Here is an 18,887-nt window from a genome sequence, read left to right as displayed (position 1 = left end):
CATTGATTTTCACCTAACACTCCCGTAAAAGCTTGGAGGGTACTATTTTCATCATTATTTTGAATACCTCATTAACATATTCTTAGATTTTAATTAAATTCCTGAACATCGAATTTTTACTTTGAATTTTTTAAATTGGTTTTTTGTAGAATGATTGGTTTTAATTATTTTGATCCTCAAAGAACATATATTGTGATTCTGAAAAACCCAGCTACGTTCATCACTCTTTGAATAATTTTTATGAATATTGGACAAATCTACATTGAACGATAATTAGCATTATTTAAACGAATAATCCCCTTTTGAACGTTAAATTATAGGAAAATTCGGATAACTAGAAAGTTGTGACCAAGATAATTATATTATGTAAACTAAAATTATTTGGCGAGGAGGAGGACTTTATTATGTCCTCTAACTCCCCATTTCATTTTCTGTATATGAGCTAATTATTTTCTACTACTATAACGCTGTTTTGAACTTCTTGTTATTCTTTTCCACTAAACTCTAAAATATTTAAACCCTCGGATGCTTCTGGTGCTTCAAAAAATTTAGTTACATGAATAAACGTCGCTTCCGTGTCAAAAGCTGCTCTTTCGGGTTGTTCGTTACGCCTCTGGGCAATTTGAAATAAGCATTGCTCGTTATTTAAATTAAGGAAAATTAGTTGATGGTTTGCATTGACCTCTGACGCTATATCAAAAAACCATTTTCGCTGTTTTTGAGTGTTACCTGGAAAATCCATCACTACATTGGTACCAACTGTTAATATATTTTGAACATGCTTTTTCACCATCGGCTTGAGCTACACTGAAAATTTTAGATACTCTTCAAATGATGTGATTGATAGGGGTAAAGGGATGAAAGCCATTCATCCTCAGATAACAGTACCGCATGTTTTTCTATAGCTAATTGTTTTGATTTAGATGATTTTCCAGCTCCCATTTTTCCACAGAAAAAGTATAGAGTCCCCAATTGTTTCATATTTTTATTCCTCCGGGCTTATTTTATTGGTTGTTGCCTCACCTTGTAAAACTAAAAATGACAACCTATTTTTGTTTTAGGAAAGCTATGCCGTTAGTTCAAAACTTCAACAAAAAAACCTTCAATCCTTTTTAAACAACAAAGAAAAAACGAATTCTAAAATCAAAATCCGTTCTTCTTGATTTGTTATATTAACTCTAACACAATGTTTGAAGTATATGTGGCAACACATTGGCGCTGATGTGTAATTATATTAGCTAAGTTCCTATTTAGTTGAAGCAGAAGGTCTTATGACGAATCAGAAGCGCTCCATCGTTAGATCGGTATTTACTGAAACCGCAGCTTTATTACCTTTAGCAGCTGAAATCATTAAGGAGGATGGTTTAGATCTTTCGGTTTCCCCTGCAATATATACATTTTTTTGGGATGTTCTACCAACACCATCTGTTATAACTTTCCCATTTTCATGAATTTCACAGCCTAGCTTCTCAGCAAATTGATTTGGGCGATAATAAGATGGGGCAACAAATCCACCTGATCTTATAATTGTTGCTCCTGATTCAAACTCTATTTTTTGTAAGTAACCGTCATTACCTATTATGTCTTTTATCTTTTCCGATATAATTTTGATATTGTGTATTTGTAACTTCATTTTACCTTCTTTAGATAATTGAACTCCATTCGTTAAGACAACCAAATCCTGCGACCAATTATAAATTAACTTAGTCAGATGCAGTACATGCTCTTCTTTTTCTGCAATAACCACTAATGGCTTATCTTTTTGCTCCCAGCCATCACAATACGGACAACTAAAAAGACTTTTACCATAAAACTTCTTTATACTTGGTATCGTAAATATTTCTTGAATACCGGTGGCGAGTATTATTTTTTCTGAAACAAATTCCTGACTAGTAGATGTTTTAACAGTAAATCGCTCATTACCTTTCTCCTTAATGATTTCAGTAACTGTTGCAGTAAAATAAGATACGGATGGGTAATTCTCCACCTCTTTTAACGCTATTTCTTTAAACGCTTGTGGTTTTATCCCATCTCGAGTAATAAATCCATGTGACGATTGTGTCACTTTATTCCTATTTGTTCCATCGTCAAATAATGCAATGTTTCTCCTGGCCCTTCCTAATGTTAAGCTAGCACTTAAGCCAGAAGGACCTCCACCTATAATGATACAATCAAGGACATTCATTTTTTACCTCCGTATTAATATCGTCTTCTTTTGAATTGTATTTGTAACAGAGAACTACAGTATTCCCCCATCATGAATTTCCATTCTTTCCACACTAAGTTTTGATACCTTATTACACTAACTAAATAACATCAACATAAAAACGTATCGAAATAAAAAATTCGATACGTTTATTGTTTGATTATTTATCATAGCTTTCAACAAATAAGGCTAGCCATTCTGTTTCTCCAGTTAAAAACCTACTGCACCATGCTAGTTCTTTACGTTTGGAGGGATATTTACTCTTTAGTCGTTGGGCTAGCTTACTTCTTGATACCAAACTTCCCCACCTATAATTGTGAGCTCCAATGAATCGAAATTACTCCATTAAATTTCCGTTTGAACCGATTGATGCTTTTTATCTGGGAAGTGATATAAAAACAAATAAATAACTAATGAAACTAATGAAATAACAGCCGCAAAGACATACATTATTCGATAACTGCTAATGGATGCAGTGAACCCCATGAAATAAGAGCCTAAACCATATCCAAGATCATTTAGTAAAAAGAATGTGGCAGTAGCAGCACCACTTCTAACTGCAGGCGATTGTTTGATCGCAAGTCCTTGGAAGCAAGGGAACAGAATACCGTAGCTAAGCCCCATAAGAATGCCTGCAATTAAAATGATCGTTACTGAATGAGCCTGGCTTAACAAAAACATACCTATCGTAAAAACGATGATTGATGGATAAAATATATAATGTTCCTTAAAGCGATCAAATAGTTTAGCAACTACTGGGCGAAAAACAACAATCATTAAGGCAAAGACAATAAAAAATAAACCAGTTATAGAAGATTGATGAATTTCCTTCGTATATGATGCTAAAAAGCCTGATAATGAACTATAGGAGAAAAATAAGAAAAAGGAAACGAGAGAAATTGGCAACGCTTTGATTTCTATAATATCATTCCATTTTAATTTTTTCTTTTTGGTTGTTTCTGGTTTTACTATTTCTGGTAGTTTGACACGGGCTACTAAAAGTAATGCAATTGCAGAGAGAATAGAAACTACAATTAAAAGCAAATTAATGTTTTCACTTTCCCATAAAAGTAGACCAATTGAGGGTCCAACAACCATGGCTAAACTAAGAAACATACTAAAGTATCCAATTCCCTCACCTTGACGAGAACGCGGTAAGACAGAAACTACTGCTGTGTTTGTTGCTGTTGAAGCAACGGCATAACTCATCCCGTGAATAAAACGGACAAATAAAAATAAAATAATCCCATTAATTACACCAAAATAGGATATCGTAGCAATAAAAAATATAGTAAATCCTATTATACTTATTTTCTTATTACCAAAACGGTCCACCCATACACCTGAAAAAATACGTGCTATTACACTACCAATTACATATATCGTAATAACTAAACCCATTTGTTGTTGGTTACCATTCATTCCTGATTGTACATATAGAGGAAAAACTGTCGCCAGCATATAAAACATCAAACCAATTAAAAAATTACTACCGCAAAGATACAAGAAATTTTTTGTCCAAATTTTTGGTCGACCCAATTCTGCCTCCCCACTTTCTATTAAAAATATAACGATATTTATTATAAAGTTAAATTAATTTAATGTATAATTAACTTTAATGATGTTTTGTATTAGTTTTACTAATGGGAGGACTCCGATGAATTTTGAACAGTTTGAGTATGTTAAAGCAATTGTCGAGAATAAATCGATGTCGATTGCATCACAACAATTGCATGTCACCCAATCTGCAATTAGCCAGTCCATTTCGATGCTTGAAAAGGAACTAGGTATTCAATTATTTCAACGTTCTCGAAATGGTACATTCCCAACTGAAGATGGTCTGTGGATTATTCCAAAGCTAATGGATATTTTGCAAAAATCTAATAAACTTAAAATGGAGATTCAATCCAAAAATGCAACCTTTTCAGGAAAAGTTGAAATCGCTACTATTCCGAGCATTTTTATGACCCTGTTACCAGATGCGTTGGTAAATTTCAAAAAAGATTTTCCACTTGTACATTACTCGATTTCAGAAATGGAAAATCATAATGTGATTAAAGCAATCATGCAAAAAAAAGCAGATGTTGGATTTATCACATTAACAAATGAATCACAATCGTTAGACAATCAGCTGATTTTCCATCCATTAAAACTACAAAGTAATTTTTATCTTCTTGTTTCAGCAAAATCAGTTCTTGCGATACACTCCGAGATTCAATTACAAGATGTACTAAGTGAATCCTTTATTTTATATGGAGAACATTATTATAGAAACTTAATGAAGGAATTTGAAGAGAAATATGGTCAAATATCCACTATATTTCATTCCTATAACCCGGAAGTAATAAAAAAATCCGTAGCCGCTGGTCTGGGTGTTAGTATTGTCTCAAAAATGATGATTGAAGACGATCCTTATATAGATAGTGGCAGAATTAAGGCTATACCGTTAATCGGATATCCTTTTAATTTTTCCTTATCTTTTGGTGCCATTTACGATCGAAATCAGACGAATGATAAATTGATCCAACGAATGCTTGCGTATTTTAATGCATAAAATACTTCCTTTTACCTCCTTCATCCTCTACCTCGAAATAAAGTTTGATTAAAAACTTCATGCAAAACCGCATTCTATTGCAATCAAAAAGAAGCCATTTTGGAAAAATTGATCAAAATGGCTTCTTTTTTTGATTGAAAAATCTTTAAGATATTTGTGATGGATAATAATATAACGTATGTTATTAAACATCGATTTTGCGACTTGCCATCCAGCGAATCATTTCAGGATCAGCATGAGTGAAGAATTGGCTTTCTCCTTCGTTTAATGTCGCGATATCTTTCTTGTCTTCCCTAGTAACTTTGCTCGATAGTTTGCAGACAATCCTGACACACTAAAAAAGTTGAAAAGGAGAAATACTCCTTTTCAACTTTTTAGCGATAATTAGCATTATTTAAGCGAATTATCCCCTCTTGAACGATAAATTATGTATTATATGTACCTAGACTATTTCTTTTTAAAAACAGAAAATGGATATATAAAATGATTCTATTTGATTAGAATCATACATATATTGATTTTAATATTTCATTAAAACAGAGGTCTATAATTATACTAATGATGCAAATATAATAAGCGAAAATTTTCTATAAAGATAGGATGATGACAATTATTGAAAAATCTCTTCTTGCTATGGTGATTTTACGCGTACTATCTGGAAGTATTGAAGTAAGTGCTGGATTTTTGATGCTAAAGTTTAATAGTTTAGAAAAAGCTTTCTATATTAATACCATGCTTGCATTGGTTGGTCCAACAGTTTTAATCGTCACGACTGCAATTGCATTATTTGGACTAGCTGATAAAATCCCTGTGGCGAGAATCATTTGTCTATTTACGGGAATTACACTTATTCTTATTAGCTCACATATTAAGTAATAATAAAGTCAAGTAAAAATTAATAAAATTCTTTAATACGTATGTTTTGTAACGATATTAATTACATTATTATACATTAAAACGGGACATATTTACTTAAAATTCACTGCTCAATTACAACATACATATCAGTATACCAATATACCAATGGTAGTAAAATGCGAAAACAATATGCACTTTAGGGCAATTAGCTTATTTAATTATAGTATTTATATTTGAATTTCAATTGAGACTAGGTCCTACCCAAGTAGAACCTAGTCTTTTTCATTTAACTTCAAACCCTTACTTAAAGAAAGAATTTTAAAATATTCTCATTGTCATTTTCTCTGCCGGGGGTTTTATTCCCATGAACGTATCATTATGCTTTCACTTTAGATTCAACGAATTGATTCAAAAATGAGAGGATTTTTTGATAAACAGCAATTTCATTTTCTTTTTTAGAGAACCCATGTCCTTCGTCTTCAAGAAGCATATACTCGACATCACGACCTTTATCTCTTAAAGCTTGCACGATTTGATCAGATTCTTCTTTCACAACACGTGGATCATTCGCTCCTTGGATAACTAACATTGGTTTCACCATAGTTTCTAGATAAGTAATTGGTGAGTATCCAATGAGTTTTTGCTTGTCTCTTTCAGGGTTTCCTACCCATTGATCCATAACTGGCTTCCAGTCTTCAGGAACCGAGTTGATAAATGAGAACAGATCAGATGGACCAAATATATCTACTACGGCTTTGAAATAATCAGCATGTCTACCGTGAAGCAATAAGGCCATGTAACCTCCATAACTTCCCCCCATCAATAAAATATTGCCTTTTTCCGCGTAGTCGTTATCTATGAGCCAGTCGAGCCCAGCAACATTATCAAGGCGTGGACCGTGTCCCCAATCTCCTTCTACCATTTTCGTGAAAGCCAATCCATAGCCTGTTGAACCACGGAAATTTGGAGCAAAGATGCTATACCCATGATTTAAAAAGAATTGGAAGGAAGCTCTAAAAAATTTACGCTCTGCAGCTTGCGGACCACCATGCGGCCAAAAGATGATTTCACCATTATCATTTTCCTTTTTAGCTTTGAAAAATAAGGACTCTATTTCAAGTCCATCAAAGGATGAATAAGTAATCACATCTGGCTCAACTAATTCTCTTTGATCTACACCTGGAACTGTGTATTCCGTTAAAGATGTCCATCCGTTTTCCTTAAGTTGATAAATATTATGCGGCTTTGTAGCGCTTCTTCCTAATAAATATAAATTACCGGATTTTGTAACTATAAGTTTTTCGATGACACTGCATGGTGAATCTAGTTCTTTCCAATTATTCGATAGCAAATCATACATGTATAAATGATCTTCTACTCCTTTTTCACTGATTACATAAAGGCGCTGCTTTTCTTTGTCATATTTCAACGTAGTAAAGCTTTCATTCTCCAAATCTTTTAATTTTACAAACTCATTTGTCTCTAAATTATACGAAGCCAAATACGTAAAGTCAGCATCGTAATTCGTTAGTAAATAGATGAGCTCATCGGAGACAAAAACTGCGTCACTGACCGTATGTTGCTGATCTGTTGGCGGTGTCAGAAGAATATGTTCCTCTCCTCGTTTGGCGTATAGGAGTGTATACGTATTAGCAAAATGTTTATAGTAGAGGGCTACCTCTTCATTCGGGCTAAAATCGAGTAAAAAAGTGGGTGCATCTTTTCCCTCAAGAACTGTTTCTTCCTCGCCAGTCACCAAGTCATAGACATAAGCATTTAAATACGTTGGGTTTCCTTTCGAAGATGTATAATAAAGCTTGGTCCCATCTTCTGATAAAATTGGTCCCATATTGCGAGTTCCTTCTTCATAAATAATTTTCTTCATTGTCCCACCTTGAAGCGGAAGTCCATAAAATTGCGTATTTTCGTTCCCATTTTGGTCAAAACCGGCAATGATGAACCGTCCTTGTTTATCATAGAGAAGGCCATGACAGCTTTGGTCAATAAAAGTAAGCGGCGTCGGGAACGTGTTCGGTAAATTCAGGGCCCATAAATTATATTTGCCACTTAAATTGGTACTAAAAACTAGTTGTTTTTCATCTGGACTAACCGCAAAATCACCAATTGAAAATGTTCGTAAAAACTGTTCTACATCTGGTTTAGAAAAAGATATCATAATGAAACCTCCTACTTTTTTAAATTGAGCGAAAAGTCTATCTATTTATAAAATACCATTATTACACTTCAATGTATAATAAGATATCAATACTGTTTCTACATTTTCATATATGTATGTATCTTTAAAGTTATGAACCTAAAAGATACACTTTGTTGTTTTATTCTTATGAATTTCTAATCTTTTGCACCTTATTCTTTAATTTTTGGTTGTTAAGTTAATTAGATTAGGGAATACTAAAAGTTCAATAAAAAAAGATGAAAGGAGTTTGTCATTATGCTACAAAATTTTGAGGTAATTTCGCCGCTGTTTGAAGGTCACGTTCACGAACGTTTTCAATTTAAAATAAACATTGAGGGGAATGACTATAGAGGAATCTTTCATGATAATGAAGTTCAATGGTTTCAACCACAACCTCATAGTAAAATTAACAAAGATCAACTTAAATCCATTGAAGCTCATGTTCACAATTTGATGAGTTAACGTTTATTACACTATCAAGCGTGGCTATCTATTAGCTGCGTTTTTTATGCAAATTTATTGCTATGCGGAGAGGATAAAAGAAATCAATAAATAGCAAAAAGCATAAGCATTTTACGCCTACGCTTTTCAAAAATTAATGTTCAGCCATCGAGATTCTTTTACATGCTATTTTTGCTGCGGTAGTTCCAACCCCAGCCTCAAGTGCTGCATCTACCGATTCTCCCCAAGAACCACTGCTAGCCTTTATTTCGTTCCCTGCTGTCAAAACTCCCTCTGCTACACTTTCAACACATTCATAATAGTCTGGATTAGGTTTATTATCAAGGTACTGTGCAGCTAGGTCGTCTGCTTTCTTTTGTATTGAAATTCGTGCTTGTTCAGCTAATGAACTAAAAACACTCTCAGCTTGCCCACCAAAATGTACAATTCCGTCGTTAATGTCTCGACCAGTACGAGGTGTTTCTCCCATTTCAGATGACATATTTAGTCCTCCCAATCCTTGAAATTTGAACCTTATAAGTTCACAAATATTTTATCCCACTGAGATTGTTCTTATCCATCAACATGTCCAGACATCTTCTAAAAAATTGCTTATTTAATGCATTTTCGGGTTGCAGTAAATTCATGTCCGCGTTCATTTGCACATAAGATTAACGCTATAGAACGTATCGAGATTCAGTAAAACGTACCGTAGCCCATCTCAATCGCTCTCACAATGCAAAAAATACCTTCTATGTTTTACTGAATTTTACATAAAGTAATAAAACGTTAAAAGGAATTGAATAAGTCTCTTGTGTTCAAAAATCAAAAGTATTTTTAATTAAGAATAATTTATATTATTATCGTTCCAATACTATGCAATATTGTTCTTTATATTTTTTATGGTTCCAATTGTACATTTGTACCAGATGATTTAGAGATAACTCTTCATAGTAACATCCGATTGTAGACATCAACTTCAAAACGCAATATTGCATGATGTCCTTCATCCCCTACCATCCCATTTCCCTCTTATTGTTCTAAAAAGGACTGTTAGCTTTCGCTAACAGTCGATAAATTAACAACATGTATTTGATTGATTGACAAGATTAATACTACATACGCCTGTTTCTGGAAGATCCAATTCCACACGTTTTGATGCTTCCTCATCGCCAGATAAGTAAGATGTTATTGAACGGACTTGTTCATAGCCTGTTGCCATTAAAAATGTTGGTGCGCGGCCATAACTTTTTGCACCGGCAATATAGAAGTCTTTTTCTGGTTGTCTTAGTATTTCTTCTCCATGTGCTCGTACTGTTCCGCAACTATGCTCATTAGGGTCAATTAGTGGTGCTAATGCTTGCACACTTTCAGTTGCTGAATCAATAGATAGGCGCAGTTCACTGTTCAATGAAAAATCAGGACGATTACCTGCATTAACGATAAGCTCATCGAATCCTGTTAATACGTTCTGTTTACCTTTTAAAGCACCAATAATGTTAATTTTTTCTTCTTTTTTAACCTGAGTAATATAGAAAGGTGTTACTACCTCAACTTTACCTGTATCTACTAATTCACGAATACGTACACCGAGTGCCCCTCGTGCTACTAATGCATCTTTTTCTTCGCCACCATAGGCTTCTTCTACAGAATTTTTTCGCATAATCCATACTAACTTTGTTGAGGGATTTTCTTTTTGTAATTCTGCAAGTGACAGTAACGTATTGATTGCTGAATGACCACCACCAATAACAGCAATCTTCTTATCGGCATATCTCTTAAAATTCGAACTTATATCTGGAATACCATACTCAATGTGATTTGCTAATGCTTTTTCATTTTGTAGCCATATTCCTGTAGAATTCGCTGGGTTTGGATTGGCCCAAGTACCTGTCGCATCTATGACAGCTCTCGCCTCTACGACCTTGATGTCATCCTCTTTTTCTACATAAACGTTAAAAGATTGATTTAATCGATTTTTTGACTTCATCTTATCATTATATTGTCGTGAAATCCCTACTACTTTTGCCTTTAATTGAATGTTAGGCTTTATTTGTCCTAACTCTGCCAAAGGTTTTAAATAGAAATCAATTAATTCATGTCCCGTAGGTAACGTATCTAAATTAGGTTCTACCCAATCGGAACTCTCTAATAAAGCTTTGGCAGCTTTATTGATGTTATATCGCCATGGAGAAAATAACGTAACATGGCCCCAACTACGAATATTATGTGCTATTTCCTGCCCTGCTTCTAGTAAAATAAAAGCTTGCTTTTGTTCTACTAAATGAGCTGCTGTAGCTAATCCAATTGGGCCTGCGCCAATTATTACAATGGGTAAATTATTTTTCGAATTATTCATGCCCTTTTGTACCTCAATATCGGTAGCAGGCGTACAACAAGATCCATTTTGATTGATTACTTTTAGTGATTTCATAATTAACTTCTCCTCTTTTATTCTTACATAAGCATTTGCTTATATAAAAAGCATTTAGCTATCCTTTATTTTAAAAAGTTTATATGGATTGCTCCTTATAATTTACTGGTTTTAAAATATTTTTTTTGCCAACGTAAGGAAACCCAAACAAGACCTATGAGAACAGGTACTTCTACAAGTGGACCAATAACAGCGGCGAATGCCACTCCACTATGAAGACCAAACACGCCAACAGCCACAGCAATCGCTAACTCAAAGTTGTTACTTGCCGCTGTGAATGAAAGAGCTGCTGTGACAGGATAGGATGCCCCAGCTTTACGGGAAGAGAAAAATGACACAGCAAACATGATCACAAAGTAAATAAATAATGGAATAGCAATTCGCACTACATCAAGTGGCAGTTCTACTAATTGCTCACCCTTTAAAGCAAACATCATCACAATCGTGAACAGCAGTGCAATTAAAGTAAGTGGTGAAATTTTCGGTAAGAACTTTTCTTCATACCACTGTTTTCCTTTTGCTTTTATCCCTATCCATCGTGTGAGGAACCCTGCAGCAAATGGAATACCTAAGTATATAAGTACGCTTTTTGTAATTTCCCACATAGAAATAGATACATGGAAATTTTCTAAACCAAACCAACCAGGTAATACATTTAAGAAAAAGTAAGCAAAAATTGAATACGTCACGATTTGAAAAATGGAGTTAAAAGCAACTAAACCAGCTACGTATTCACGGTCGCCACGCGCTAAATCATTCCATACAATGACCATGGCAATACAGCGAGCTAGACCAATCATAATGAGTCCAGCCATGTATTCAGGATAATCATGCAGGAAGATGATGGCTAAAAAGAACATTAAGAACGGTCCGAGTAACCAATTTTGAAAAAGGGATAGTAAAAGCACTTTCCAATCCTTAAACACTCGCCACATTTCTTCATACTTTACTTTCGCTAAAGGGGGATACATCATCACAATTAACCCTATAGCAATCGGTATAGATGTAGTACCAATAGACATGGACTCTAGTGCTTCACCAATATTGGGCATCGTAATACTCAATAAAACGCCTATACCCATCGCAACAAATATCCAAAGGGTAAGGTAACGATCTAGAAAAGAAAGCTGTTTGGTTAAAGACGTATTACTCACGATCTGTACCCCCCACATGGCTACAATCTGTTCCACAATTGCACCCGTTTAAAGGCTGAATTTGTTCTAAAATACCTTTCATTAGTGGCGTTTGTACCTCTACTAAACGGTAATGTTTCCAAGTCCCTACTTTACGTTCCGTAATAATACCTGCCTCCTTTAATTTTCGTAGATGCTGACTAACTGCTGGTTGTGATATGCCTAGAACATCCACAAAATCACATACACATACCTCCCCATTTTTCATGCATGCAAGTAATTTAATGCGATTCAAATCTGCAGCTGCTTTTAATTGTTTCTCAATTAGTGTGTTTTCCATTTATCTGCACCCCTTATATAAACATTTGCTTATATATTATTTTAAATAAAATCACCTCGTTAAAGAAAGGTGACTTATCAGTGTATAACTATATACTTATATTATGATTTAATGTTTGAATTTGCAATAGATATTTACTCAATTTGAAATTTCTTTTTACAACGCCGTTAGTTTAATAAGTTAAAAAAGTAGTGGCAATTTTATTTTAAGTTATTAGTTTTCTATTCTGATGAAGCATTTTTCTAAAATCTCTATTGCTTCTATTTGTAGATTGTTTAAATCAATTTTTAAATAATTCTCACGCTCTGCACCTTCTTCGCCCAACCAACAAATAAAGATTTCACAATAATCACCTTGTGGAAGCAACTCTTTTAGTAAAAGACATAATTGTTGAAAAGTCTTTTTTGATTTTTCATAGTTATGAGTTGAATGAATCTTTTGATATTTATTTATTTGCCACAGAGGTTCACCTTTTTCAAAAACTTCATAAATATAGGGCGTAGAAAAATGCTTCTGCTTAACTACATAACGATGTTCTTCGTCTGAGAAAACATAATTAATTTCAACTTCCTCTGTATAATACTCATTAAGTTTTACTGGAAAATTTAAGCCAATATAAGTTACCATACTCATTTTCAAAACTCCTTTAATAGAGTCAATGTTAGCGAGGAAAGGGAATTATCCCCCTTTCATTATGACCGTTATGATTATACTGCGATAGAAGCATTACCGAAAGTTTTGCCCATATGAAAATGAAGGCATCAGTCCGGCAAAATCACCTGCCAAACTAGCAAGCGGCTTCCACTTATCGATAGCTATTTTATAGTTACCTGCATAGATTGCTTCGTCTATTTGGACACATTCAACTTTTCCAAGCACTAAATAATCTCCACCGACAGGAATAATTTGGTCTAACTGTAGTTCTATCGAGATTGGCGCTTCTAGCACTGCTGGTACATTCAAAACTTTACCATTCTGGACAGTCACTCCAGCAAGCTTTTCTCTGGCTCTACACTAGCCGATGAACGATACATCGCTTCCCCAAGCTGCTCAGGTACCATATTAATTATATATTCCTTTACATCACGAATGTTCGTTAACGTATCCTTTATGCTTCCCATTCGTTCATTAACGCCTGGTCCTATTGAGATCAAAAGTGTTGGTGGATTTCGAGAAGCAACTGTAAAAAAGCTGAATGGTGCTAAATTTAAAATACCGTCCTTACTTTTGGATGAAACCCATGCAATCGGTCTTGGTATTACAGAGCCAATTAACAATTTATACATCTCATCCTCGCTTAAATCATTTGTATTAAATATAAGTTTCTGTTCTTTAGACATCTATTCATCCTCCTTCAACTATATTTGATTAAGTAATATGGCGATTCTATAATAGAATTATTATAGACTTCTGAAATACTCATAATTCCATCCTAAATTATATACTCGAATACAAATAAAACTAGTATGCACTTGTTTGTTAGGTACTTACTTAAAGGAGAGTAATATTATTGCCAGAATTAAGTAATAATTTCACGCGAGACAACAAACAAAGACCCTTTGACTTCACATTATCGTTAATTGGTGGCAAATGGAAAATGAAAATTATGTATGAATTATCCTCTGATACGATTTTACGTTATGGAGAGTTAAAGCGGAAAATTCCAGCTATCACTCACAAGATGTTGAGTTCTCAGTTAAGAGAACTAGAGGACTCCGGAATTGTTCACAGAGAAGAATACCCTCAAATTCCTCCGAAAGTGGAATACTCCTTAACGCCAAAAGGAAAGAGTTTAATGCCAATATTAGAGGAAATGTGCAAATGGGGCGTGGTAAATCAAATATGAAAAGTGCTATGTAGCTCTAAGTCAAGATTCCGGACAAATAAAAAGTGCTGAGTTGGGCTATTCTTATTTGATTTTGCCAAGCTAGAGGCTCTCTATACTGAGGTAGCACTAACCCAAGCGAATGTGTGTGAAAAGGCTTAGGAATATCTACTAAGCCTTTTTGAAGGGACCAATTTGTTTGATGTTACTTCAGTACCGCATTTAAATTTTTCTTATGTTAGAGATGTTTTTTTGACCTGATTCATCTAAAAAAGAGTTTGAATCAGTCCACTACAAATCGAATAATTTTTATTCTGATATTAATTGAATCTTCACTATTATGTTTTCTATTATTGAATTTATTTCTGCATATCCATTGTAACGAACATATATAACGGCTTTACCCTTAGAAGCAAATACTTCTTTTGAAGACCCCTCCTCATGAACAATCAAAAGATCTAATTGTGGATGATTTATTTCAACAAAATCTTCATGATTATCCCCATACCTATATCTTTTTATTAAATCAGCAATCAGATTATCCGCTAGAGCCGATATGCTCAACTGATATACCTTAGTACGAATACTTGGTGAATATTCACCACTCCAGTCTTCCCACATTTCTCCGGGAACGATTCCACTTTCATCTGTATCATATTGCACCGGTGCCAATGGACCCCAATTATATGTATACCGGTTTTCCCAATCAACATTATCCCTCATATATGAAGTTTCTCCTCGAACTAAAGCAGGATTCTTCTCGACATCTGCTAATCTGACAATGGGTAAATCCACATTTTCTTTGGGCAATGTTTTCGTCTCACCTTTTACAAGCTGTAACAATGGAAATATTGCACTCAATCCAATAACTACTGTAATTAAGAAAGCTAAAGTTGAATTTAATCGGTAGTGCTTTTTCCAAGGGGCATGATGATCAATCGGTTTTCCTTCGATAAGGTTTTTTCGCAAAGTACGAATGGAAAAAGCTGCTTGTAGCGCATTATAGGTCGTATATCCGATAAAGGCGGTTACAATAGATTGTTGAATAGCGAATCCTTGAACCAAAATGAGGGTAGGTGTTCCATCAAGAAACCAAAGAGCAGACAACATACCGATCATTAAAATCATGGCACCAGTAGCTATACATGCATTCATCACTAATTTCTTATCCAGTTCCTTTAATGTATAAGATTGCTCAGCGGGGTCTGTATGTAGTTCTGGTGCATTGAGTTCAACGGGTGAAGAATATACGTGAAAAAAATTATAGCTTGTCACATAATCCCATCCATTTTCCTCATACATCTGTATTTGTTCTGGCGTAATCTTCTTATTAATGGATACATCTATTCTAAACCTCATTTTTTTCGGTTCACCTTTAACAAAATGGGCGAAATGTAACCCCATCTTTTTTAGATGGAATCCCATTGCAGCCATGTCTGAAAACCAAGATTCATGTTCACCGATGCGCCATAAATCACTAGGTCGAAGTTTACGGACGATTGTTTTCATGCTCATCACCTTCCTCTAAAATGGTGCTATCTTTTATCAACGCTTTTAATCGACTATACTCGCAACGCAGCGCTTGCTCTCCTTCTGTAGTAATTTGATAGGTCTTCCTTCTGCCATCATCTTCCGCTAATGAAATAAGACCGTCTTTTTGCATTCGGGAGAGTACACCGTAAAGTGTCCCCGGTCCCATTTTTAATCGGCCATTCGAAACTTCTGTAATGGAATGCATAAGCTGATACCCGTGGTTAGGACGCATTAACGCTAGTAATACATAATACATTGCTTCTGTCATCGGTCCACCATTATATGCCATCGGTTACAAACCTTCTTTCATTCTACAAACTATTATGTTATACGATATATCGTATAACATAATAGTACTTAATGGTATATCTAATGTAAATAAATATAAATAGTTTTGTACGTGGTAAATTGTTGTGAAAAAAATTATATGTTAGATGATTTGATAAAGAACTAACAGCCTAATGTATTTTTCTCAATTTCAACTAAATTTCTCAATTTCAACTAAACATAAGGAGGAACAACACTAAATTTTATCACGATTTTTATATGACAAAGGTGTATATTTTTAAGTAAACAAAATTATGTGGCATATAGTGTAATCTGCTTACAAGCTTACTTAGCTTACATAAAATATCCATAACAATAAAAAGACAAGTGTAAATTAAATTTACACTTGTCTTGCAATGAACATTTCAATTATTTTGTAAAGTCAATAACCATACGGCCAGTAATTTTACCTTGTTCCATTTCTTCCATAATTTCATTTATTTCTTCTATTTTACGTAATGTTACTTTCGGTACTACTTTACCTTCTGCTGCAAATTGGAATGCTTCTTGTAAGTCTTGGCGTGTACCAACTAATGTGCCAATTACTTGAATACCGTCTAGAACTAAACGTGGGATATTCAAATCCATAGTATCTACAGGTAAACCAACAGCGACAACGCGTGCGCCAGCTTTTACAACATCGATAGCTTGGTTGAATGGCGTTTTAGCTACCGCTGTAATTACTGAAGCATCTAAACCTCTACCATTTGTCAGTTCTTTCGCTTTTGCAATTGGGTCTTCATTTAATAAGTTTACGACAACGTCTGCACCTACTTCTTTAGCAAACGCTAACTTATCATCATTTATATCGAATGCAACTACTTTTGCACCGTAAACATTTTTAGCGTATTGGACAGCTAAGTTACCTAGACCGCCAATACCAAATACCCCGATCCATTGCCCAGGACGGATATTTGATACTTTCACAGCTTTGTAAGTTGTAACGCCTGCACAAGTTACAGAAGAAGCGGCTGCTGGATCTAAATTATCAGGGACTTTTACAGCATAATCAGCTGATACGATAACCTGCTCAGCCATAGCACCATCTACTGTGTAACCTGCATTTTTCACGTCACGACATAGTGTTTCGCGACCTGTCGTGCAATATTCACAGTGTCCACAGCTTTCATACATCCAAGCGATTGATACACGGTCACCAACTTTTAGAGAAGTAACGCCTTCAGCCACTTCGATAACTTTACCAATACCTTCATGTCCTAGAACGATTCCTGTTACATCACCAAAATCAGCATTTTTTACGTGTAAATCTGTATGACATACGCCACAAAATTCTGTTTGCACTAATGCTTCACCATGTTTTAATGATCTAAGTTTTTTCTCTTCCACACTTACACTTTTGTCTTTTGTTACGACTGCTGCTTTCATAATTAATATGCCTCCTTAAAAGTAAGAAATTCATGTTAATTAATAATCGTGCATGCACTTAAATGTGAATTCGCTTCCATTTTAAAAAAGATTTAAAATGAATACAATATATTTAGATAAATTCATAAAAAATAAGTCAAGGTTCCTAAAAAATTGCTATATTTTTATATAAAGTGAAATATCTTATATCTAGATGGTCGTTGTTTAGTTATCAAAGTTACTTTTCCTCAATGAAATTTGTTAACCTTTTCTAAAATAAATTAAGGATACTAAATCATCTTCTGTACAGACTAGTTGCAGGAGGTGATTTTCAATGGCTAACAATAATCAATATAAGACAGATGTAAATCATGTGAAACAGCAAAATCAACAAGCAGAAGCGAAGAAAAAATATGCTTCTGGTTCCACGAACTCGATGAAATCAATGGATGTGGAATTTGGGACAGAAACCGATGTAAATCATGTGAAACAACAAAATCAACAAGCAGAAGCGAAGAAAAAATATGCTTCTGGTCGTTATGCAAACGAAAATAATTCAAAATAAGTTTAAGCTCCTAAACCGGCAATTATTTTGCCGGTTTTTTTGAATTATTTCTTCAGTTGTTCAAAGCTTTTGAGTTAAAAGGACTGTTAGCATGCACTAACAGTCCTTTTTTACAACATATATTTAATTGATTTGACAATGACAAGATTAATACTACATAAGCCTGTTTCTAGTAAATCCAATTTTACACGTTTTTTTTAATGTTTCCTCATAGCTGATTCAAATCGGCTACTGCTTTTATTTGTTTTTCAATTAGTGTGTTTTCCATTTATCTGCCCTCTCTACATAACCATTTACTTATATATAATTTAAAAGGAAATCACCTCTTTAAAGTAAGGTGACTTATCAGAATATAACTTTATTCTGATATTAAGATTTTGTGTTTTGTATTGCAACAGATATTTACTCAATTTGAAAATTCTTTTATCAATCCGGTTAGTTAATTCTTATTATTGAACTAACTCAACTCATCAGTTCAATAAGGAATGACCTCTTCACAAATATTATCAACTATCAAAATCTACTCAGTAATAAAAGATCCAAAAAATCACCTCATCTATAAAGTAACTATAGGAATAAGGTGATTTAAATCAAGCTAATAAAAATAACGCCAATTATTTTAAAATAAAAATCGGCACTACGTTTAGCGTGATTCTTTTATAGGTTGGCATACTTCACATTTTGTTTGGTTTTTATTTTTAAATTTCGCAAATGTTTTTTCAAAGTTATTACCACATGCACATTTGAATAGTAACTTTTGAGAAAAACCGTGATACTCCGTCGATAGCAACTTACTTTCCGAATTGTTTTCAACAAATTTTTTAATTTCACCAATCGTCCAACGTTTATTCATTCTCATACACCTCTATACTTTATCGTTCTGCGGAGGCTTCTTTTAGCATCCGTTCAAATAAAAAAGTCTTAATTATCTTAAGCTCCTCATTATAACATGAGCTGACACACAATAAAACAGATGAAAGGTATCTAATTAAACTAAAAACATTAGGTAGCGTTATTATGATTAGGGCCGAAACACAACCCCCTTACTACATAAGTAAGGGGGTTGTGTTTATTTTTATTTATGACTACCTTTACCTTTTATTGAATAG

Annotated in this window: 19 protein-coding genes and 2 pseudogenes; 5 read left to right on the top strand and 16 right to left on the bottom strand. The window is 34.2% G+C overall.

Going from position 1 to position 18,887, the window contains the following annotated elements; translation table 11 throughout:
• Nucleotides 1-484: 484 nt before the first annotated feature.
• The 3 genes and pseudogenes from ACIQXJ_RS07680 to ACIQXJ_RS07670 form a co-directional block, all read right to left on the bottom strand.
• Nucleotides 485-981, bottom strand: a pseudogene (locus tag ACIQXJ_RS07680) (P-loop nucleotide/nucleoside kinase family protein).
• A 298-nt stretch (nt 982-1,279) separates the two neighbouring features.
• The gene (locus ACIQXJ_RS07675) at nt 1,280-2,185 is read right to left on the bottom strand and encodes an NAD(P)/FAD-dependent oxidoreductase (protein WP_403051692.1); all 906 of its coding nucleotides are present in this window, start codon (nt 2,183-2,185) and stop codon (nt 1,280-1,282) included.
• A gap of 366 nt (nt 2,186-2,551) precedes the next feature.
• A complete protein-coding gene (locus ACIQXJ_RS07670) occupies nt 2,552-3,745 on the bottom strand; it encodes an MFS transporter (protein WP_403051689.1) in 1,194 nt (397 codons plus the stop codon).
• A gap of 118 nt (nt 3,746-3,863) precedes the next feature.
• Between ACIQXJ_RS07670 and ACIQXJ_RS07665 the strand changes: the two genes are divergently transcribed.
• The gene (locus ACIQXJ_RS07665; protein ID WP_403051686.1) at nt 3,864-4,760 is read left to right on the top strand and encodes a LysR family transcriptional regulator; all 897 of its coding nucleotides are present in this window, start codon (nt 3,864-3,866) and stop codon (nt 4,758-4,760) included.
• A gap of 184 nt (nt 4,761-4,944) precedes the next feature.
• Here ACIQXJ_RS07665 and ACIQXJ_RS07660 read toward each other — a convergent pair.
• Nucleotides 4,945-5,064, bottom strand: a pseudogene (locus ACIQXJ_RS07660) (aldo/keto reductase); the annotation flags it as partial.
• Nucleotides 5,065-5,360: 296 nt separating this feature from the next.
• Here ACIQXJ_RS07660 and ACIQXJ_RS07655 point away from each other — a divergent pair.
• Nucleotides 5,361-5,636: a YqhV family protein gene (locus ACIQXJ_RS07655; protein ID WP_401011394.1), complete on the top strand. Its 276-nt coding sequence runs from the start codon at nt 5,361-5,363 to the stop codon at nt 5,634-5,636.
• A gap of 358 nt (nt 5,637-5,994) precedes the next feature.
• Here the strand turns inward: ACIQXJ_RS07655 and ACIQXJ_RS07650 are convergent, their stop codons facing one another.
• A complete protein-coding gene (locus ACIQXJ_RS07650; RefSeq protein WP_403051683.1) occupies nt 5,995-7,794 on the bottom strand; it encodes a S9 family peptidase in 1,800 nt (599 codons plus the stop codon).
• Between the two features lie 276 nt (nt 7,795-8,070).
• On the opposite strand from ACIQXJ_RS07650, the gene ACIQXJ_RS07645 reads away from it, so the two are divergent.
• Complete coding sequence (locus ACIQXJ_RS07645) at nt 8,071-8,277, top strand: hypothetical protein (RefSeq protein ID WP_403051680.1); 207 nt, start codon at nt 8,071-8,073, stop codon at nt 8,275-8,277.
• A 133-nt stretch (nt 8,278-8,410) separates the two neighbouring features.
• Here the strand turns inward: ACIQXJ_RS07645 and ACIQXJ_RS07640 are convergent, their stop codons facing one another.
• The 7 genes from ACIQXJ_RS07640 to ACIQXJ_RS07610 form a co-directional block, all read right to left on the bottom strand.
• Nucleotides 8,411-8,758, bottom strand: coding sequence for a hypothetical protein (locus ACIQXJ_RS07640; protein WP_403051677.1), 348 nt, complete (start codon nt 8,756-8,758; stop codon nt 8,411-8,413).
• Nucleotides 8,759-9,334: 576 nt separating this feature from the next.
• Nucleotides 9,335-10,690: an FAD-dependent oxidoreductase gene (locus ACIQXJ_RS07635; protein ID WP_403051674.1), complete on the bottom strand. Its 1,356-nt coding sequence runs from the start codon at nt 10,688-10,690 to the stop codon at nt 9,335-9,337.
• A 95-nt stretch (nt 10,691-10,785) separates the two neighbouring features.
• Nucleotides 10,786-11,844 (bottom strand): ACR3 family arsenite efflux transporter, encoded by a 1,059-nt coding sequence (arsB, locus tag ACIQXJ_RS07630; RefSeq protein ID WP_483869683.1) that lies wholly within the window; start codon nt 11,842-11,844, stop codon nt 10,786-10,788.
• A complete protein-coding gene (locus tag ACIQXJ_RS07625) occupies nt 11,837-12,163 on the bottom strand; it encodes an ArsR/SmtB family transcription factor (RefSeq protein WP_403051671.1) in 327 nt (108 codons plus the stop codon). Before ACIQXJ_RS07625 ends, arsB begins: the two co-directional genes overlap by 8 nt.
• A 213-nt stretch (nt 12,164-12,376) precedes the next feature.
• Nucleotides 12,377-12,796 carry a hypothetical protein gene (locus ACIQXJ_RS07620; protein ID WP_403051668.1) on the bottom strand — a complete coding sequence of 140 codons (420 nt, stop codon included), beginning with the start codon at nt 12,794-12,796 and terminating at the stop codon, nt 12,377-12,379.
• Between the two features lie 93 nt (nt 12,797-12,889).
• Entirely contained in the window at nt 12,890-13,126 is a 237-nt protein-coding gene (locus ACIQXJ_RS07615) for a hypothetical protein (protein ID WP_403051665.1), read from the bottom strand.
• A gap of 20 nt (nt 13,127-13,146) precedes the next feature.
• Complete coding sequence (locus ACIQXJ_RS07610; protein ID WP_403051662.1) at nt 13,147-13,503, bottom strand: flavin reductase family protein; 357 nt, start codon at nt 13,501-13,503, stop codon at nt 13,147-13,149.
• Between the two features lie 170 nt (nt 13,504-13,673).
• Between ACIQXJ_RS07610 and ACIQXJ_RS07605 the strand changes: the two genes are divergently transcribed.
• Complete coding sequence (locus ACIQXJ_RS07605; protein WP_403051659.1) at nt 13,674-14,009, top strand: winged helix-turn-helix transcriptional regulator; 336 nt, start codon at nt 13,674-13,676, stop codon at nt 14,007-14,009.
• A gap of 288 nt (nt 14,010-14,297) precedes the next feature.
• Here ACIQXJ_RS07605 and ACIQXJ_RS07600 read toward each other — a convergent pair whose 3' ends face one another.
• The 3 genes from ACIQXJ_RS07600 to adhP form a co-directional block, all read right to left on the bottom strand.
• Nucleotides 14,298-15,497 (bottom strand): DUF2812 domain-containing protein, encoded by a 1,200-nt coding sequence (locus tag ACIQXJ_RS07600; RefSeq protein WP_403051656.1) that lies wholly within the window; start codon nt 15,495-15,497, stop codon nt 14,298-14,300.
• Complete coding sequence (locus ACIQXJ_RS07595; RefSeq protein ID WP_403051653.1) at nt 15,478-15,810, bottom strand: PadR family transcriptional regulator; 333 nt, start codon at nt 15,808-15,810, stop codon at nt 15,478-15,480. The genes ACIQXJ_RS07600 and ACIQXJ_RS07595 overlap by 20 nt, the downstream gene beginning before the upstream one ends.
• Before the next feature lie 407 nt (nt 15,811-16,217).
• A complete protein-coding gene (gene adhP / locus ACIQXJ_RS07590; RefSeq protein ID WP_403051650.1) occupies nt 16,218-17,234 on the bottom strand; it encodes an alcohol dehydrogenase AdhP in 1,017 nt (338 codons plus the stop codon).
• Nucleotides 17,235-17,547: 313 nt separating this feature from the next.
• Here adhP and ACIQXJ_RS07585 point away from each other — a divergent pair, with 313 nt between their 5' ends.
• A complete protein-coding gene (locus ACIQXJ_RS07585; RefSeq protein WP_403051647.1) occupies nt 17,548-17,778 on the top strand; it encodes a gamma-type small acid-soluble spore protein in 231 nt (76 codons plus the stop codon).
• A gap of 643 nt (nt 17,779-18,421) precedes the next feature.
• On the opposite strand, the gene ACIQXJ_RS07580 is transcribed toward ACIQXJ_RS07585, so the two are convergent.
• Nucleotides 18,422-18,631, bottom strand: a complete 210-nt coding sequence (locus ACIQXJ_RS07580) for a hypothetical protein (protein WP_403051644.1) — start codon at nt 18,629-18,631, stop codon at nt 18,422-18,424.
• Nucleotides 18,632-18,887: the final 256 nt, after the last annotated feature.

This window comes from Lysinibacillus sp. NPDC097868 (assembly GCF_044761135.1).
Lineage (GTDB): Bacteria > Bacillota > Bacilli > Bacillales_A > Planococcaceae > Lysinibacillus.
This window is presented reverse-complemented; position numbering and strand designations above follow the sequence as displayed.

What these genes read in the sequence shown, in the direction of transcription:
- ACIQXJ_RS07675 (WP_403051692.1), bottom strand. Translation starts at nt 2,185, where the DNA reads ATGAATGTCCTTGATTGTATCATTATAGGTGGAGGTCCTTCTGGCTTA.
- ACIQXJ_RS07665 (WP_403051686.1), top strand. Translation starts at nt 3,864, where the DNA reads ATGAATTTTGAACAGTTTGAGTATGTTAAAGCAATTGTCGAGAATAAA.
- ACIQXJ_RS07655 (WP_401011394.1), top strand. Translation starts at nt 5,361, where the DNA reads ATGATGACAATTATTGAAAAATCTCTTCTTGCTATGGTGATTTTACGC.
- ACIQXJ_RS07650 (WP_403051683.1), bottom strand. Translation starts at nt 7,794, where the DNA reads ATGATATCTTTTTCTAAACCAGATGTAGAACAGTTTTTACGAACATTT.
- ACIQXJ_RS07645 (WP_403051680.1), top strand. Translation starts at nt 8,071, where the DNA reads ATGCTACAAAATTTTGAGGTAATTTCGCCGCTGTTTGAAGGTCACGTT.
- ACIQXJ_RS07640 (WP_403051677.1), bottom strand. Translation starts at nt 8,758, where the DNA reads ATGTCATCTGAAATGGGAGAAACACCTCGTACTGGTCGAGACATTAAC.
- ACIQXJ_RS07635 (WP_403051674.1), bottom strand. Translation starts at nt 10,690, where the DNA reads ATGAAATCACTAAAAGTAATCAATCAAAATGGATCTTGTTGTACGCCT.
- ACIQXJ_RS07625 (WP_403051671.1), bottom strand. Translation starts at nt 12,163, where the DNA reads ATGGAAAACACACTAATTGAGAAACAATTAAAAGCAGCTGCAGATTTG.
- ACIQXJ_RS07620 (WP_403051668.1), bottom strand. Translation starts at nt 12,796, where the DNA reads ATGAGTATGGTAACTTATATTGGCTTAAATTTTCCAGTAAAACTTAAT.
- ACIQXJ_RS07610 (WP_403051662.1), bottom strand. Translation starts at nt 13,503, where the DNA reads ATGTCTAAAGAACAGAAACTTATATTTAATACAAATGATTTAAGCGAG.
- ACIQXJ_RS07600 (WP_403051656.1), bottom strand. Translation starts at nt 15,497, where the DNA reads ATGAAAACAATCGTCCGTAAACTTCGACCTAGTGATTTATGGCGCATC.
- ACIQXJ_RS07595 (WP_403051653.1), bottom strand. Translation starts at nt 15,810, where the DNA reads ATGGCATATAATGGTGGACCGATGACAGAAGCAATGTATTATGTATTA.
- adhP (WP_403051650.1), bottom strand. Translation starts at nt 17,234, where the DNA reads ATGAAAGCAGCAGTCGTAACAAAAGACAAAAGTGTAAGTGTGGAAGAG.
- ACIQXJ_RS07585 (WP_403051647.1), top strand. Translation starts at nt 17,548, where the DNA reads ATGGCTAACAATAATCAATATAAGACAGATGTAAATCATGTGAAACAG.
- ACIQXJ_RS07580 (WP_403051644.1), bottom strand. Translation starts at nt 18,631, where the DNA reads ATGAATAAACGTTGGACGATTGGTGAAATTAAAAAATTTGTTGAAAAC.